This is a genomic window from Pseudomonas morbosilactucae (genome assembly GCF_023241665.1).
GTDB classification, from domain to species: Bacteria; Pseudomonadota; Gammaproteobacteria; order Pseudomonadales; family Pseudomonadaceae; genus Aquipseudomonas; species Aquipseudomonas morbosilactucae.
The window spans coordinates 157,035-171,702 of sequence record NZ_JALQCX010000033.1 but is presented as its reverse complement, the minus strand read 5'-3'; the positions used below and the strand labels follow the sequence as shown (position 1 = coordinate 171,702).

At 61.6% G+C, this 14,668-nt stretch carries 14 protein-coding genes; 3 read left to right on the top strand and 11 right to left on the bottom strand.

Annotated features, from left to right (window positions below; genetic code table 11):
* Positions 1-101: 101 nt before the first annotated feature.
* Both ptsP and M1B35_RS18280 read right to left on the bottom strand, forming a co-directional pair.
* Entirely contained in the window at positions 102-2,381 is a 2,280-nt protein-coding gene (ptsP, locus tag M1B35_RS18285) for a phosphoenolpyruvate--protein phosphotransferase (protein WP_123327685.1), read from the bottom strand.
* Between the two features lie 22 nt (positions 2,382-2,403).
* Positions 2,404-2,883, bottom strand: coding sequence for an RNA pyrophosphohydrolase (locus M1B35_RS18280; RefSeq protein WP_003176750.1), 480 nt, complete (start codon positions 2,881-2,883; stop codon positions 2,404-2,406).
* A gap of 144 nt (positions 2,884-3,027) precedes the next feature.
* On the opposite strand from M1B35_RS18280, the gene M1B35_RS18275 reads away from it, so the two are divergent.
* Positions 3,028-3,684: a histidinol-phosphatase gene (locus M1B35_RS18275; RefSeq protein WP_123327686.1), complete on the top strand. Its 657-nt coding sequence runs from the start codon at positions 3,028-3,030 to the stop codon at positions 3,682-3,684.
* Between the two features lie 55 nt (positions 3,685-3,739).
* Here the strand turns inward: M1B35_RS18275 and M1B35_RS18270 are convergent, their stop codons facing one another.
* From M1B35_RS18270 to ilvA, 4 genes are read right to left on the bottom strand one after another with little or no spacing between them, the layout of a single operon-like run.
* On the bottom strand, positions 3,740-4,207 hold the full coding sequence (locus M1B35_RS18270; protein WP_123327687.1) for a DUF2269 family protein: 468 nt from the start codon (positions 4,205-4,207) through the stop codon (positions 3,740-3,742).
* Positions 4,204-5,460: an SDR family oxidoreductase gene (locus tag M1B35_RS18265; RefSeq protein ID WP_268262700.1), complete on the bottom strand. Its 1,257-nt coding sequence runs from the start codon at positions 5,458-5,460 to the stop codon at positions 4,204-4,206. Before M1B35_RS18265 ends, M1B35_RS18270 begins: the two co-directional genes overlap by 4 nt.
* A 25-nt stretch (positions 5,461-5,485) precedes the next feature.
* Entirely contained in the window at positions 5,486-5,914 is a 429-nt protein-coding gene (locus M1B35_RS18260) for a DUF2269 domain-containing protein (RefSeq protein WP_123327689.1), read from the bottom strand.
* A 41-nt stretch (positions 5,915-5,955) separates the two neighbouring features.
* The gene (ilvA, locus tag M1B35_RS18255) at positions 5,956-7,470 is read right to left on the bottom strand and encodes a threonine ammonia-lyase, biosynthetic (protein WP_123327690.1); all 1,515 of its coding nucleotides are present in this window, start codon (positions 7,468-7,470) and stop codon (positions 5,956-5,958) included.
* Between the two features lie 182 nt (positions 7,471-7,652).
* Between ilvA and rpiA the strand changes: the two genes are divergently transcribed.
* Complete coding sequence (rpiA, locus tag M1B35_RS18250) at positions 7,653-8,324, top strand: ribose-5-phosphate isomerase RpiA (protein WP_123327691.1); 672 nt, start codon at positions 7,653-7,655, stop codon at positions 8,322-8,324.
* 75 nt (positions 8,325-8,399) lie between these two features.
* On the opposite strand, the gene M1B35_RS18245 is transcribed toward rpiA, so the two are convergent.
* The 4 genes from M1B35_RS18245 to M1B35_RS18230 all read right to left on the bottom strand — a co-directional run bounded on the left by M1B35_RS18245 (position 8,400) and on the right by M1B35_RS18230 (position 12,583).
* On the bottom strand, positions 8,400-9,305 hold the full coding sequence (locus M1B35_RS18245) for an SdiA-regulated domain-containing protein (RefSeq protein ID WP_268262699.1): 906 nt from the start codon (positions 9,303-9,305) through the stop codon (positions 8,400-8,402).
* 88 nt (positions 9,306-9,393) lie between these two features.
* Positions 9,394-10,317 (bottom strand): SdiA-regulated domain-containing protein, encoded by a 924-nt coding sequence (locus tag M1B35_RS18240; protein ID WP_268262698.1) that lies wholly within the window; start codon positions 10,315-10,317, stop codon positions 9,394-9,396.
* Between the two features lie 160 nt (positions 10,318-10,477).
* The gene (locus tag M1B35_RS18235; protein ID WP_123327694.1) at positions 10,478-11,143 is read right to left on the bottom strand and encodes a fumarylacetoacetate hydrolase family protein; all 666 of its coding nucleotides are present in this window, start codon (positions 11,141-11,143) and stop codon (positions 10,478-10,480) included.
* 45 nt (positions 11,144-11,188) lie between these two features.
* A complete protein-coding gene (locus M1B35_RS18230) occupies positions 11,189-12,583 on the bottom strand; it encodes an FAD-binding oxidoreductase (RefSeq protein ID WP_123327695.1) in 1,395 nt (464 codons plus the stop codon).
* 205 nt (positions 12,584-12,788) lie between these two features.
* Between M1B35_RS18230 and serA the strand changes: the two genes are divergently transcribed.
* Entirely contained in the window at positions 12,789-14,018 is a 1,230-nt protein-coding gene (serA, locus tag M1B35_RS18225; protein ID WP_123327696.1) for a phosphoglycerate dehydrogenase, read from the top strand.
* 117 nt (positions 14,019-14,135) lie between these two features.
* Here serA and M1B35_RS18220 read toward each other — a convergent pair whose 3' ends face one another.
* Positions 14,136-14,573: a DUF4399 domain-containing protein gene (locus M1B35_RS18220; protein WP_123327697.1), complete on the bottom strand. Its 438-nt coding sequence runs from the start codon at positions 14,571-14,573 to the stop codon at positions 14,136-14,138.
* Between the last annotated feature and the right edge of the window lie 95 nt (positions 14,574-14,668).

Genomic DNA, 14,668 nt, shown 5'->3' with positions numbered 1-14,668 from the left:
GGCGCCATCGCCGTGGTGCCACGACTCGACAAGCCGGCTCCTACATTGGAATGCGATCCCCTGTAGGAGCCCGGCTTGCCGGCGATGGTTGTACTTCGGTGTTAGAGGGTTTTCGCCGACGCCGGGTTGATCATCCGCGTCAGCCCGAGTTTCTTCAGGGCCAATTGCAGCGAGCTGTGGATCACTTGCGGGTTGTCGATGGTCATCAGTTCGGCCAGCAAATCCTTGGCCATGCTCAATTCCACCTGGCGCAGCATCCACTTCACCTTGGGCAAGTTGGTGGCGTTCATCGACAAACTGTCGAAGCCCATCGCCATCAACAGCACTGCTGCCGCCGGATCGCCGGCCATTTCACCGCAAATGCTCACCGGCTTGCCTTCGGCATGGGCGTCGCGCACCACATGTTGCAAGGCTTGCAGCACCGCCGGGTGCAGGTAGTCGTAGAGGTCGGCAACCCGTGGGTTGTTCCGGTCCACCGCCAGCAGGTATTGGGTCAAGTCGTTGGAACCGACCGATAGGAAGTCCACCTGGCGCGCCAGTTCCTTGGCCTGGTACACCGCCGCCGGGATTTCAATCATCACGCCAATCGGCGGCATCGGCACGTCGGAACCTTCATCGCGCACTTCACCCCAGGCGCGGTGAATCAGGTGCAGTGCTTCTTCCAGTTCATGGGTGCCGGAGATCATCGGCAACAGGATGCGCAGGTTGTTCAAGCCTTCGCTGGCCTTGAGCATGGCGCGGGTCTGCACGAGGAAAATTTCAGGGTGGTCGAGGGTGACACGGATGCCGCGCCAGCCGAGGAAGGGGTTGTCTTCCTTGATGGGGAAATACGACAGTGACTTGTCGCCGCCGATGTCCAGGCTGCGCATGGTCACCGGCAACGGGTGGAAGGCGGACAGTTGCTCGCGATAGATCGCCAACTGCTCCTTCTCACTCGGGAAACGCTGGTTGATCATGAACGGCACTTCAGTGCGGTACAGCCCGACCCCTTCGGCACCGCGTTGTTGCGCGCGGGCCACGTCGGCGAGCAGGCCGGTGTTCACCAGCAACGGCACGCGGTGGCCGTCGAGGGTGACGCAGGGCAGCTCGCGCAACGAGTCGAGGCCCAGCGCCAATTGTTTCTCTTCTTCCACCACTTCGGCGAACTGCTTGCGCAGCACGTCACTGGGGTTGGTGTAGACCTCGCCGCGATGGCCATCGACGATCATTTCAATGCCGTCGACCTTGGCATACGGCAGGTCCACCAGGCCCATCACGGTCGGAATGCCCATGGCCCGGGCCAGGATCGCGACGTGGGAGTTGCCCGAACCCAATACCGACACCAGGCCCACCAGCTTGCCTTCCGGCACTTCGCCGAGCTGCGTGGCGGTCAGCTCTTCACTGACCAGGATGGTGTTGTCGGGGAAGACCATGTTGGTGGTGCGATCTTCCTGCAGGTAGGCCAGCAGGCGGCGACCCAGGTCGCGCACATCCGAGGCCCGCTCACGCAGGTAGGCATCGTCCATCATTTCAAAACGGTTGACGTGATCGGTGACCACCTGGCGCAGCGCGCCCTGGGCCCATTGGCCGGTCTTGATCACGGTTTTGACTTCGTTCCCCAGGGACGCGTCGTCGAGCATCATCTGGTACACGTCGAACAGCGCGCGCTCTTCCGGGCGCAACTGGGTGGCCAGCTTGTTCGACAGATTGCGCATGTCGGCGCGCACGCCTTCCAGGGCGGTCTTGAACAGTTTGATTTCAGCGTCGATGTCTTTGACGGCCTTGTCCGGCACCACATCCAGATCCGCCGGCGGCAACATGACCACCGCCGTACCGACCGCGGCACCCGGCGAGCCCGGCACGCCGATGAACTTGGCTTCCTGGATGCCCTTGCCCTCGCGACCCAGGCCGCGAATCGAACCGGTGGCTTCAGCGTGAGCAATAACCCCGGCCAACTGCGCGCTCATGGTCACCAGGAAGGCCTCTTCGCCTTCGTCGAACTGGCGACGCTCCTTTTGCTGGATCACCAATACGCCGACAACCCGGCGGTGGTGAATGATCGGCGCACCCAGGAAGGAGGCGTAGCGCTCTTCACCGGTTTCGGCGAAGTAGCGATATCGCGGGTGATCGGCGGCGTTTTCCAGGTTCAGCGGTTCTTCGCGCGTGCCGACCAGGCCGACCAGACCTTCATTGGGGGCCATGCTGACTTTGCCAATGGAGCGCTTGTTCAAGCCCTCGGTGGCCATCAGGACAAAGCGGTTGGTCTCGGGGTCCAGCAGATAGACCGAGCAGACCTGGCTGCCCATGGCCTCTTTGACGCGCAATACAATAATCCCCAACGCCGCCTTGAGATCCTTGGCGGAGTTAACTTCCTGGACGATCTTGCGCAGCGTATTGAGCATGGCTCGGGGTCGAACTCCGTCGTCAGTCGCGCGCTAAAAGGCGCGGGGCAAGCTCTTTGAGGGCGCGTCGATAGACCTCGCGCTTGAATGTCACCACCTGGCCCAACGGATACCAATAACTGACCCAGCGCCAGCCATCGAACTCCGGTTTACCGGTCAAATCCATCCGCACCCGCTGCTCGTTGGAGATCAGGCGCAGGAGAAACCATTTCTGTTTCTGGCCGATGCACAGCGGTTGGCTGTGGGTCCTGACCAGACGTTGCGGCAAACGATAGCGCAACCAGCCCCGGGTGCAGGCGAGAATTTGCACATCTTCGCGCTCCAACCCTACTTCTTCGTTCAGCTCGCGGTACAAGGCGTCTTCCGGGGTTTCGTCGGGGTTGATACCCCCTTGAGGAAACTGCCAGGCATCTTGATTGATACGGCGAGCCCATAGCACCTGGCCGGCATCATTCGTCAGAATAATCCCGACATTAGGGCGGAAACCATCGGGGTCGATCACGGCAACAACCTCGCAAACGCATGTCGCCGCATTGTTCCACAAAGCCTGGGAAAGCAGCAACGAGGCTCTTTACCTTATGTGCACTCTTGTGAAAAGACCGTATTCTGAACGCCTTTTTTATCGACTTTTCAGCGAGTAACCGCAATGCGCCTGGCTTTATTCGACTTGGACAACACGCTGCTGGGGGGTGACAGCGATCACGCCTGGGGCGATTACCTGTGCGAACGAGGCTTCCTCGACGCCGTCACCTACAAGACCCGCAACGACGAGTTCTACCAGGACTACCTGGCCGGCAAGCTGGACAACGCCGCGTACCTGAACTTCTGCCTGGAAATCCTCGGTCGCACCGACATGGCCGTGCTCGACCAATGGCACCGCGACTACATGCGTGACTGCATCGAACCCATCGTGCTGCCCAAGGCCTTGGCACTGCTGGCCAAGCACCGCGAAGCCGGTGACAAGCTGGTGATCATCACCGCCACCAACCGTTTCGTCACCGCGCCGATTGCCGAGCGCCTGGGCGTGGAGCACCTGATCGCCACCGAGTGCGAAATGCTCGACGGCCGCTACACCGGACGCAGCACCGATGTCCCGTGCTTTCGCGAAGGCAAGGTCACGCGCCTGGCGCGCTGGCTGGAAGAAACCGGCCACAACCTGGACGACAGCTACTTCTACAGCGACTCGATGAACGACCTGCCGCTGCTGGAGCAAGTGGCCAACCCGGTGGCCGTGGACCCGGACCCGAACCTGCGGGCCGAAGCCGAGAAACGCGGCTGGCCGGTGATCAGCTTGCGGGATTGAGCATGCTTCGCCGGCAAGCCGGCTCCTACGGGAACGGGTGGGCCGGCGAACAGCTTCAGGCCGGCTTGGCCACCATCAGATAAAAGATCGCCATGAACGCCAGAAACGCCGGCCAGCCCAACGCGAACCACCAGCGCATATAAAGGCTTGCCTTCATCGGTATCGGCGTACCGTCACGCAAGGCCTGCTCGGCCATTTTGTGCACGCGGATCTGCAACCAGACCACTGGCAGCCAGCACACCCCCGCCAGCGCATAAAGCCCCAGGCTCCACATCAGCCAGCCCTGCTGGATCGGCCAGCCCGCCAAGTGCATCAGCCCCAGCCCGCTCAATGGCTGGAACACTGCCGTGGTCGCGGTAAAGGCCCAATCGGCGAACACCAGGTGCTTGAAGGTCACGGCGATCACTTCGACCTTGCCGCTGCGCCAGGCGCGCAGTGCGTAATAAGCCGAACCGGCGCCCAGGCCGAACAGGATGGTCGAGGACAGGATATGCAGGGTTTTCAGCAGCAGATAAAGGCTCATCGACGGGGCTCGGTCCACAGCAGCCAAAGGGTCGCCACCATCAACACCAGGTTCTTGGCCACGGCGGCATAAGGGTCAAACCAGTAATGGGGCAGGATCAGGCTGATGATCAGGGTGTAGGCGAACATCAGCAGCCACTGCGCCTGCAAGGCTCGGCGACGCCAACGTCGCAGCAACAGGCCCAGCCCCAGGACACCGTCGCAGAGCGCTCCGGCGAACACCGCCAGGCTTGCGATCCAGCCCTGCACACCAGCCTCGGCAAGAATCCGCAGCCCCCAGTCGTAGCCCGGCCCGACACTGACCACCGCAGTGCCCAGCCAGATCAGCAGCAACACCGCCAGCATCAACGGCCGCAGGCTCAACTGGCTGCTCTGGGCCGCGTCCGGCCACCCTTGCAGACGCGCCGCAATCGGCGCAGCGCGATAACCGCAGGCATTCGCCAGGATCTCGGGGTCAGCCAGGTTATCGCGTCGGGCCATGCGCAGGCTTTGCCCGCTCAAGGCGCGCCAGCCCAGGCGCTCGCCCAGCCAGCCGCCCATGGCTGACATCACGCTGGGCACTTGGACGTAGCGCCCCGGCGCCCAACCCTGGGCAGCGCGCAGCCGGTCGAGCAATTGCGCCAAAGTCAGGCGTTCAGGCCCGACCAGCGGCAAAATCCGCGCACCCTCAGGCCAGTGGCGCAACAAGGCCAGGACCGCCCCGCACAGGTCGTCGATGTGCAGAGGCTGCAATTGCGCCTTGAGGTCCAGCAAGGGGATCAGCGCCCAGGGCGACAAGCGCGCCAGCCACTGGCTGCTGGCACCGCCGGCACCCAGCACCAGCGACGGGCGCAACACCACCGCCGACAGGCCCAGGTCCAGCAGGTGCTGATCGGCCAGTGCCTTGGTGGCCAGAAACGGCACGTCCGCCTGCTCCCCGGCCCCCAATGCCGATATCTGCAATACCCGCACGCCCTGTTGCGCGGCCTGATCGAACAAGGCCCGGGCCCCGGCATCCTGGGTCAAGGCCAGCGCCGAGGGCTGATTGCTCAGCAGGCCGGCGGCGTTGATCAGCACATCGATATCCGCGGGAAAGACAAAGTGCCCGGGGTCAAGCGCCAGCCGATCCAGGTCCAGCGCCAGCCACTGCACGCCGGGCAAACCCTCGGGCTGTGGATAACGACTGGTGGCGACAAGCTGATGACCGGCGGCATGCAGGGCCACCAACAGGTGGCGACCGACGAACCCCGTGGCCCCCACCAACAAAACTTTCATGACAATCCCTATCTTGCGAGGTGGCCTACACCGGCTTGGCGCCCATCAAGCCGGCAATCGCGAAAAAGCAGATGAAGCTGAACACCGCCAAGACCAGGGTGAACCTCAGGCCACTGGCAGCCTTGGCCACCCGCAGCCGGTTGAGCCGCACCAGCAGCCACAACCAGGCCAGCGCACCCAGGGTGTAGAGCACGCTGGAGCCCAGAATCCAGATTTGCCCCAACGGCCAGCCCACCCGATGGGCCAGTTGCCAGCCGGTGAACGGCAAGCTGAACAGGCAGACCGCCATCAAGGCCCAGGCGAACAGCGCAGGACGCTGCAATATCCGGCTGTACAGGGCGCCATCGCCCTGGCGCCGTGCCCGCCAGATCCAGATCACCAGCCCCAGGGCACTGCCCAACAGCAGCACCGTGGCCAGCACATGAAGCGTCTTCAGCGTGGTCAGCATTTCCATCGTGTCTCTTCCTTAGAGGCCCCGCCCCTGAGCGTAGCCGCTCAACCCAGGAACAGTTGGTACGCCGGGTTATCGCTTTCATCCCAGTACGGGTAGCCGATCTCTTCCAGCGCCGCCGGCACCAGATGACGCTCGTCGGCCGGAACCTGCAGGCCCGCCACCACACGGCCATCGGCCGCGCCATGGTTGCGGTAGTGGAACATCGAGATGTTCCAACGCCCGCCCAGCTTGTTGAGGAAGTTGAACAAGGCCCCCGGACGCTCCGGAAACTCGAAGCGCAGCACCACTTCGTCGCTGACCTTTTCCGCGTGGCCGCCCACCATGTAGCGGATGTGCAGCTTGGCCAGTTCGTTGTCGGTCAGGTCGATGACCGGGAAACCCTGCTCGCTCAAGCTGGCAATCAATGCGCTGCGCGGATCGTTTTCCGGGTGCGTCTGCACGCCGACAAAGATGTGCGCCTCGCTGCCGGTGTTGTAGCGGTAGTTGAATTCAGTGATCTGGCGCTTGCCAATGGCCTCGCAAAAGGCCTTGAAGCTGCCGGGCTTCTCGGGAATGGTCACGGCGATGATGGCTTCACGGCCCTCGCCCAGTTCGGCGCGCTCGGCCACATGGCGCAGGCGGTCGAAGTTGACGTTGGCACCGGAGTCGATGGCCACCAGGGTCTGCCCGCTGATGCCACGCTGCTCGACGTACTTCTTGATCCCCGCCACGCCCAACGCGCCAGCAGGCTCGGTGATTGAGCGGGTATCGTCGTAGATATCCTTGATCGCCGCACAGATCTCGTCGGTGCTGACGGTAATCACTTCGTCCACATAGTCCTTGCAGATGTCGAAGGTGTGCTGGCCGATCTGCGCCACCGCCACGCCGTCGGCGAAGATGCCCACGGTGGGCAAGACCACGCGTTCGCCAGCCGCCATGGCCATTTGCAGGCAGTTGGAATCATCGGGCTCGACGCCAATGATCTTGATCTCGGGCCGCAGGTACTTCACATAGGCGGCAATGCCAGCAATCAGGCCGCCGCCGCCCACAGGAACGAAAATCGCATCCAGGCGCCCCGGGTGCTGACGCAGAATCTCCATGGCCACCGTGCCCTGCCCGGCAATGGTGTGGGGATCATCGTACGGGTGGATATAGACGTAGCCTTTTTCATCCACCAGCTTCAGCGAGTAGGCCAGGGCTTCAGGAAAGGAATCACCGTGCAGAACCACTTTGCCGCCACGCGAGCGCACGCCTTCGACCTTGATCTCCGGGGTGGTCTTGGGCATCACGATAGTGGCCTTGACCCCCAGCACCTTGGCCGCCAGGGCCAAGCCCTGGGCATGGTTGCCGGCCGACGCGGTGACCACGCCACGGGCGCGCTCTTCGTCGCTGAGCTGGGTCAGCTTGTTGTAGGCGCCACGAATCTTGAACGAGAACACCGGCTGCAAGTCTTCGCGCTTGAGCCAGACCTGATTGCCCAGCCGCTCGGAAAGCTGGCGGGCACTCTGCAATGGGGTTTCTACGGCAACGTCATAAACGCGCGAGGTGAGGATCTTCTTGACGTACTGTTCGAGCATCGGAAAGCATCACTGGGCGGGTTGGGCAGGGCCAAGGAGTCTAACCCAGCGTTTGCCCGGGCGACCACACGATTACCGAGGTTTTAAGCGTCCGCGCATGCCAAACGGGCAATGACCTGACCCGCCTGCGCGCCTATAATGCCCGCCTTTGCGTTCCCCCCTTGCCCGCCTCCGGAGCCCGCATGACCCAGGATCAACTCAAACAGGCCGTCGCTCAGGCAGCCGTCGACCTCATCCTCCCGAAACTCGATGACAAGAGCATCGTCGGGGTCGGCACCGGCTCTACCGCCAACTGCTTTATCGATGCCCTGGCTCAACACAAGGGCGCCTTCGACGGCGCGGTGGCCAGCTCCGAAGCCACCGCCGCGCGCCTCAAGGGCCACGGAATTCCGGTGTACGAGCTGAACACCGTCAGCGAGCTGGAGTTCTACATCGACGGCGCCGACGAAAGCGACGAGCACCTGAACCTGATCAAGGGCGGCGGCGCAGCCCTGACCCGGGAGAAGATCGTCGCGGCCGTGGCCAAGACCTTTATCTGCATCGCAGACGCCAGCAAGCTGGTGCCCGTGCTGGGCGCTTTCCCGCTGCCGGTGGAAGTGATCCCCATGGCCCGCAGCCACGTGGCCCGCGAGCTGGTGAAACTGGGCGGCGACCCGGTGTACCGCGAAGGCGTGTTGACCGACAACGGCAACATCATCCTCGACGTGCACAACATGAACATCACCAACCCGGTGGAACTGGAAACCCAGATCAACGCCATTGTCGGCGTGGTCACCAATGGCCTGTTCGCCGCCCGCCCGGCCGATGTGCTGCTGCTGGGCACCCCTGAAGGCGTGAAAAGCCTGACAGCCTGACCCTGCCCATGGCTGGCGATGGCGACCCTCTGGCCGCCATCGCCGGCACGCAAGAAGGTGCCCGACGGCAACCCGTCAGTCGGGCTTCTTGAAGATGTAGAACAGGTTCGGCTCACTCACCAGGTACAGGGCGCCCTCGTCGTCCATGGCGATGCCTTCGGCCTGCGGTACGGTGGCCTTCAAGCCTTGACGGCCCTTGCTGAGCGACAGGGTGGTCAGCGGCCGACCGTCTACGTCCAACTCCAGCACCAGCCGCGACTCATCCGACAGCGCCAGCAAATGCCCGCTGCGCTCGTCGTATTGCAGGCTGGACAGGTCGCGAACAAACAGCCCGGCATCGCGCTTGGGGTTGTTGACCACGTGCACCGCGTAGGATTTTTCCGGATCGTAATGGGGAAAGCCCTGGACCTCGTAGATCAGCATCGGGTCCCGCTCCTTGGCCACGAACAGGCGCTTGCCCACGGAATCGTAGGCCAGGCCTTCAAAGCCCTTGTTGCTGCTCATGTGCACACCGAGGGTGATCTGCTCGGCATCCGCCGCATCGACAAACCGCGTGTCCTCATCCAGATGGATTTTGATCAGCCGTTGCTGGCGCTCGTCGCTGACCACGTAGGTGTCGGCACTGATGAACTCCACCGCCTCGGGATCCCCGAAGCCCACCAAGGCAATGCGTCGCAAGATGCGCCCTTCCAGCGACAACTCGATCAGCTCGGCATTGTTGTTGGTGACGGTAAACAGGCTTTTGCGCAACGGGTCGTAGGTCAGGGCCGAGACATCGTCCAAGCCCTCGATGGGCTGGGCTTCCAGCGCCACGCGATACGTGTCCAGGCCCATGGAGCGCGCATCCGTGGGCTGCCAAAAGGACTGCCAGTTGAACCAGGCACGCTCGAACAGGCGATGGTGCTGGGCGAACAACGCCAGCGGCACAGCCAGTAGGAAAAGGATCAGGAGAACAGGTTTACGGCGGGCAAGTCGGCGCATTCAGGCAGGCTCAAAGTCATGTCAGGCAGGTGAAATATCACATCTGACTGAATTTAAACTTAAATTGCCATCATTGGCCCCGGTCGCCTCAGTGCTTCTCGAAGCGATAGAACAGATTGGGTTCGCTGACCATGTACAAGGTCCCGGCCTCGTCCATGGCCACGCCTTCCGCACGGGGGATGGTGTCGTCCAGGCCGTTGAAGCCACCGAGCAGGGCCATGAAGCTGACTTGCTGGCCGTTTTCATCCAGCTCCAGCAACAGATGGGAGTCGGCAGACAAGGCCAGGGTATGACCGGTGCGCGGGTCGATACTCAGGGCCGAGAGGTTGCGCAGGTCCAGCTCATCACTGGCCAACGCCTGTTTCTCCCCCTTGATGTCTTGACCATCACTGCCCAGGGTAAACAGCGCCGCCGGGCGCTCTTCCCCCAGCAGCAACTGTTGCTTGCGAGGGTTCCAGGCCACGGCTTCAAAGGCCTTGTTCTGGTCCTTGGAAGGGCCCAGGTCGTGCTTCGGGAAGTCCGCGATGTTCAGTTCGGTGGTGGCGCCATCTACTTTGACGATGACCAGCGAGTGATCGCGCTCATCGACAATGGCCATCAAGCCGTTCTCCATCACCGCCACCCCTTCAGGGTTGCTCCAGCCGATCAGCGGAATCTTGCGCAGCACGTCGCCCTGCAGGCTCAGTTCCACCAGGAACGGGCGCTTGCCCATGACGGAGAACAGGGTTTTGGTCTGGGGGTTGTAGGACAGGTCGGACGCTTCGTCCTTTTCCATGCCCGGCAGAACCTTGGCGTCGATCACCGCACGGTAGTCCGGCAGCCAGACACTGGCGGTGCGCTGCGTCGGGCTGACGAAACCTTCCAGCATCCAAAGCACGCCCCGGTCGTCCCAATGCATCAGATTGGCGACGCCATAGGACAGGGTGCCCACCAGCAACAACCAGGAATACCAGCGCATGCGAAACCAGGAACGACGAACGTTCTGCAGCTTAGGGAGGGGGTGCACGTCCATCACATAGATCCCAGAGGGTCAGCCATAGGTAATAGCACACAGCATTCGGATGCGTGAACTACAAAACTACGAATTATCCGGAACATATGTGAAAAAAATGGCAAAACCAGGGAGGTAAAGCTGCAGGAGCGAAAGAATTCGCCCCTGCATCAAGCTCCGATCAGCGCACGCTGCTGCTGAAACGGCTGACGCCCGGCAATTCCAGGACCAGCTCATCACCCACGTTGAGCGGGCCTACACCAACCGGCGTGCCCGTGAGGATGACGTCGCCCGCCTGCAGGGAGAAGCAGCCAGCCATGTGCTGGATCATCGGCACGATGGGGTTGAGCATGGCGGCGCTGTTACCGTCCTGACGGACCTCACCGTTGATGGTCAGGCGGATGCCGATGTCGGTCAGGTCGGCAAAGCTGCTGCCTACCACGAAGGGCGCAATCACCGCCGCACCGTCGAAGGACTTGGCGATTTCCCATGGCAGGCCCTTGGCCTTGAGCTCGGCCTGCTTGTCGCGCAGGGTCAAGTCCAGGGCTGGGGCGAAGCCGGAAATGGCATCCAGCACTTCTTCGCGGCTCGGTTTGGTGGACAGCGGCTTGCCGATCAACACGGCGATTTCCGCTTCGTAATGCACCGAACCGCGCTCGGTAGGAATGGCAAAACCGCCTTCCAGAGGCACCACGCAACTGCCCGGCTTGATAAACAGCAGCGGCTCGGTGGGCACCGGGTTATCCAGTTCCTTGGCGTGCTCGGCGTAGTTACGGCCGATGCACACCACCTTGCCCACCGGGAAGTGGATCCGGGTTCCGTCGACATACTGGTGCTGATAGCTCATTACCGACTCCTGCTCGTTTGATTCATCAGGGACCGCTGCTTCGGATCAAACAGCGAAAATCTTGCCCGGGTTCATGATGCCGTTAGGGTCGAACACCGCCTTGACCGCTTTCATGTACTCGATTTCAACCGGCGAACGGCTGTAGGTCAGGTAGTCGCGCTTGGTCATGCCCACACCGTGTTCGGCAGAAATCGAACCGTTGTACTTCTCGACGGTTTCAAACACCCACTTGTTGACCGTGGCGCACTTGGCGAAGAACTCGTCCTTGCTCAGGTTGTCCGGCTTGAGGATGTTCAGGTGCAGGTTGCCGTCGCCGATGTGGCCGAACCAGACGATTTCGAAGTCTGGATAGTGTTGACCGACGATCGCGTCGATTTCCTTCAAGAACGCCGGGACTTTCGACACGGTGACCGAAATATCGTTTTTGTACGGGGTCCAGTGGGAGATGGTCTCGGAGATGTACTCGCGCAGCTTCCACAGGTTCTGCAACTGGGTTTCGCTCTGGCTCATCACGCCATCCAGGACCCAGCCCTGCTCGACGCAGTGCTCAAAGGTTTCCAGGGCATGGTTGGCCACTTCTTCGGTGGTGGCTTCGAATTCCAGCAACGCGTAGAACGGGCAGTCGGACTCGAACGGTGCTGGCACGTCACCGCGAGCCAGGACCTTGGCCAGGGCCTTGTCGGAGAAGAATTCGAAGGCGGTCAGGTCGAGCTTGCTCTGGAAAGCGTGCAGCACCGGCATGATCGAGTCGAAATCGGCGGTGCCGAGGACCATCGCGGTGAGGTTCTTCGGCGCCCGGTCCAAGCGCATGGTGGCCTCGACCACAAAGCCCAGGGTGCCTTCAGCGCCGATGAACAGCTGACGCAGGTCGTAGCCGGTGGCGTTCTTGATCAGGTCCTTGTTCAACTCCAGCAGGTCGCCCTTGCCGGTAACCACTTTCATGCCGGCCACCCAGTTGCGGGTCATGCCGTAGCGAATCACCTTGATCCCGCCGGCATTGGTGCCGATATTGCCGCCAATCTGGCTGGAACCGGCGGAAGCGAAGTCCACTGGGTAGTACAGGCCGTTTTCTTCGGCCAGGTTCTGCAACTGCTCGGTGACCACGCCTGGCTGACAGACGGCCGTGCGGTCGGTCATGTTCAGGTCGAGGATCTGGTTCATATAGTCGAACGACACCACCACTTCACCGTTGGCCGCCACTGCCGCCGCCGACAAGCCGGTACGACCGCCGGACGGCACCAGCGCCACCTGATGGGCATTGGCCCAGCGCACAATGGCCTGGACCTGCTCAGTGGTCTTGGGAAATACGATGGCCGTTGGGGCCGGGGCGAAATGCTTGGTCCAATCCTTGCCATAAGCATTCAGGGAGTCAGCGTCGGTCAGCACCTTGCCAGGCTCAACCAGGGTCTTCAGCTCATCAATAAGGGCAGGATTGGTCATCGATAGAACTCTCGAACAATTCATGGTCATCCTGAGGACGCTTCACGTCGCAGGAATGAGTGTTTAGCGGGGCGCGTATGCTAGCATACCGCCCCCGCAGGATAGAGCCCAAAGCCGTTCTGCGGTGTCGGCGTTGTTGCCGTTCAGGTCAGCTCAAGCTGTCCACTCCCCCTGCCATTTTTCTCCGGGACACAGGTTTACGCAGATGAGCAAGACTTCTCTCGATAAGAGCAAGATCAAGTTCCTTCTTCTCGAAGGCGTCCACCAATCCGCAGTCGAGGTCCTCAAGGCCGCGGGCTACACCAGCATCGAGTACCTGACAGGCTCCTTGCCGGAAGCCCAGCTCAAGGAAAAGATTGCTGACGCTCACTTCATCGGCATTCGCTCCCGCACCCAGCTGACCGAAGAGATCTTCGATCACGCGAAGAAACTGGTCGCTGTAGGCTGCTTCTGCATCGGCACCAACCAGGTTGACCTGAACGCCGCTCGCGAACGCGGGATCGCTGTGTTCAACGCGCCTTACTCCAACACCCGCTCCGTTGCCGAGCTGGTGCTGGCCGAGGCCATCCTGCTGCTGCGCGGCATCCCGGAGAAAAACGCTTCCTGCCACCGTGGTGGCTGGATCAAGAGCGCCGCCAATTCCTTCGAGATCCGCGGCAAGAAGCTGGGCATCGTCGGTTACGGCTCGATCGGCACCCAGTTGTCGGTCCTGGCTGAAGGCCTGGGCATGCAGGTGTTCTTCTATGACACCGTGACCAAGCTGCCTTTGGGGAACGCCACCCAAGTCGGCAACCTGCACGACCTGTTGGGCATGTCCGACATCGTCACCCTGCACGTACCGGAAACCGCCGCCACCCAGTGGATGATCGGCGAGAAGGAAATCCGCGCCATCAAGAAGGGCGGGATCCTGATCAACGCCGCGCGCGGCACCGTGGTCGAGCTGGACCACCTGGCAGCTGCCATCAAGGACAAGCACCTGATCGGCGCGGCCATCGACGTATTCCCGGTGGAGCCTCGCTCCAACGACGAAGAGTTCGAAAGCCCGCTGCGTGGCCTGGACAACGTGATCCTGACTCCGCACATCGGTGGTTCCACTGCCGAAGCTCAGGCCAACATCGGTCTGGAAGTGGCAGAGAAACTGGTCAAGTACAGCGACAACGGTACTTCGGTATCGTCCGTGAACTTCCCGGAAGTGGCCTTGCCGGCTCACCCTGGCAAACACCGCCTGCTGCACATCCACGAGAACATCCCGGGTGTGATGAGCGAGATCAACAAGGTCTTCGCCGAAAACGGCATCAACATCTCCGGTCAGTTCCTGCAGACCAACGAGAAAGTCGGTTACGTGGTGATCGACGTCGACGCCGAATACTCGGACCTGGCCCAGGAAAAGCTGCAGCACATCAATGGCACCATCCGTTGCCGGGTGTTGTTCTAAGAGCAGCGGCGAGCGGTAAGTTGCGAGCTGCAAGCCCGGCTTGACGCTAAGACCTTGCTGCTGGTGAGTACAAAAAAGGGAGCCTTCGGGCTCCCTTTTTTCTGGCTGGGTTTACGCTTATTTCACAGTGACTGTGATTTTCTTGGAAACCACGACGGGGTTGAATGGCACGTGGTTCTTGTCACCCAGTTCCAGCTGTAGAGTGTGTTTGCCGGGGGCCAGGGTCACTTCGGTTTCGGTCTGGGCCTTGCCGAAGTGCAGGTGATTGGCGTCCATCGGGATCGGCATGTTCTCGGCCGGCAAGGTGTCGACGTCGATCAGCAGGTGATGGTGGCCGGTGTTGGCGGTCTGGTCGCCCGCCGGTGCCAGGGCGATGCCTTCGACGGCGAATTTGACCTTGAAGGTCTTGTCCACGGTGGCGCCATCGGCGGGGGAAACAATAAACACTTTTGCATCGGCAGGTGCGGGGGTACGAGGAATATCCGCGGCACTGGCCAGCATCGAAGCTCCCAGCAACAGACCGGCCAATGCAGCACGAGACATAAAGGCTTTCATTATCTTCTCCAGTTTTTCCGCAATTTATTTACGGTTATGACAACTTCGTGGCGATTCGTTGTCGAAGGCACTCAGAACCATAGCAAAGCGAGCCT

Coding starts and splice junctions, on each gene's coding strand:
- ptsP (WP_123327685.1), bottom strand. CDS start 2,381: ATGCTCAATACGCTGCGCAAGATCGTCCAGGAAGTTAACTCCGCCAAG.
- M1B35_RS18275 (WP_123327686.1), top strand. CDS start 3,028: ATGCGCCTGGCTTTATTCGACTTGGACAACACGCTGCTGGGGGGTGAC.
- M1B35_RS18270 (WP_123327687.1), bottom strand. CDS start 4,207: ATGAGCCTTTATCTGCTGCTGAAAACCCTGCATATCCTGTCCTCGACC.
- M1B35_RS18265 (WP_268262700.1), bottom strand. CDS start 5,460: ATGAAAGTTTTGTTGGTGGGGGCCACGGGGTTCGTCGGTCGCCACCTG.
- M1B35_RS18260 (WP_123327689.1), bottom strand. CDS start 5,914: ATGGAAATGCTGACCACGCTGAAGACGCTTCATGTGCTGGCCACGGTG.
- ilvA (WP_123327690.1), bottom strand. CDS start 7,470: ATGCTCGAACAGTACGTCAAGAAGATCCTCACCTCGCGCGTTTATGAC.
- rpiA (WP_123327691.1), top strand. CDS start 7,653: ATGACCCAGGATCAACTCAAACAGGCCGTCGCTCAGGCAGCCGTCGAC.
- M1B35_RS18245 (WP_268262699.1), bottom strand. CDS start 9,305: ATGCGCCGACTTGCCCGCCGTAAACCTGTTCTCCTGATCCTTTTCCTA.
- M1B35_RS18240 (WP_268262698.1), bottom strand. CDS start 10,317: ATGGACGTGCACCCCCTCCCTAAGCTGCAGAACGTTCGTCGTTCCTGG.
- M1B35_RS18235 (WP_123327694.1), bottom strand. CDS start 11,143: ATGAGCTATCAGCACCAGTATGTCGACGGAACCCGGATCCACTTCCCG.
- M1B35_RS18230 (WP_123327695.1), bottom strand. CDS start 12,583: ATGACCAATCCTGCCCTTATTGATGAGCTGAAGACCCTGGTTGAGCCT.
- serA (WP_123327696.1), top strand. CDS start 12,789: ATGAGCAAGACTTCTCTCGATAAGAGCAAGATCAAGTTCCTTCTTCTC.
- M1B35_RS18220 (WP_123327697.1), bottom strand. CDS start 14,573: ATGAAAGCCTTTATGTCTCGTGCTGCATTGGCCGGTCTGTTGCTGGGA.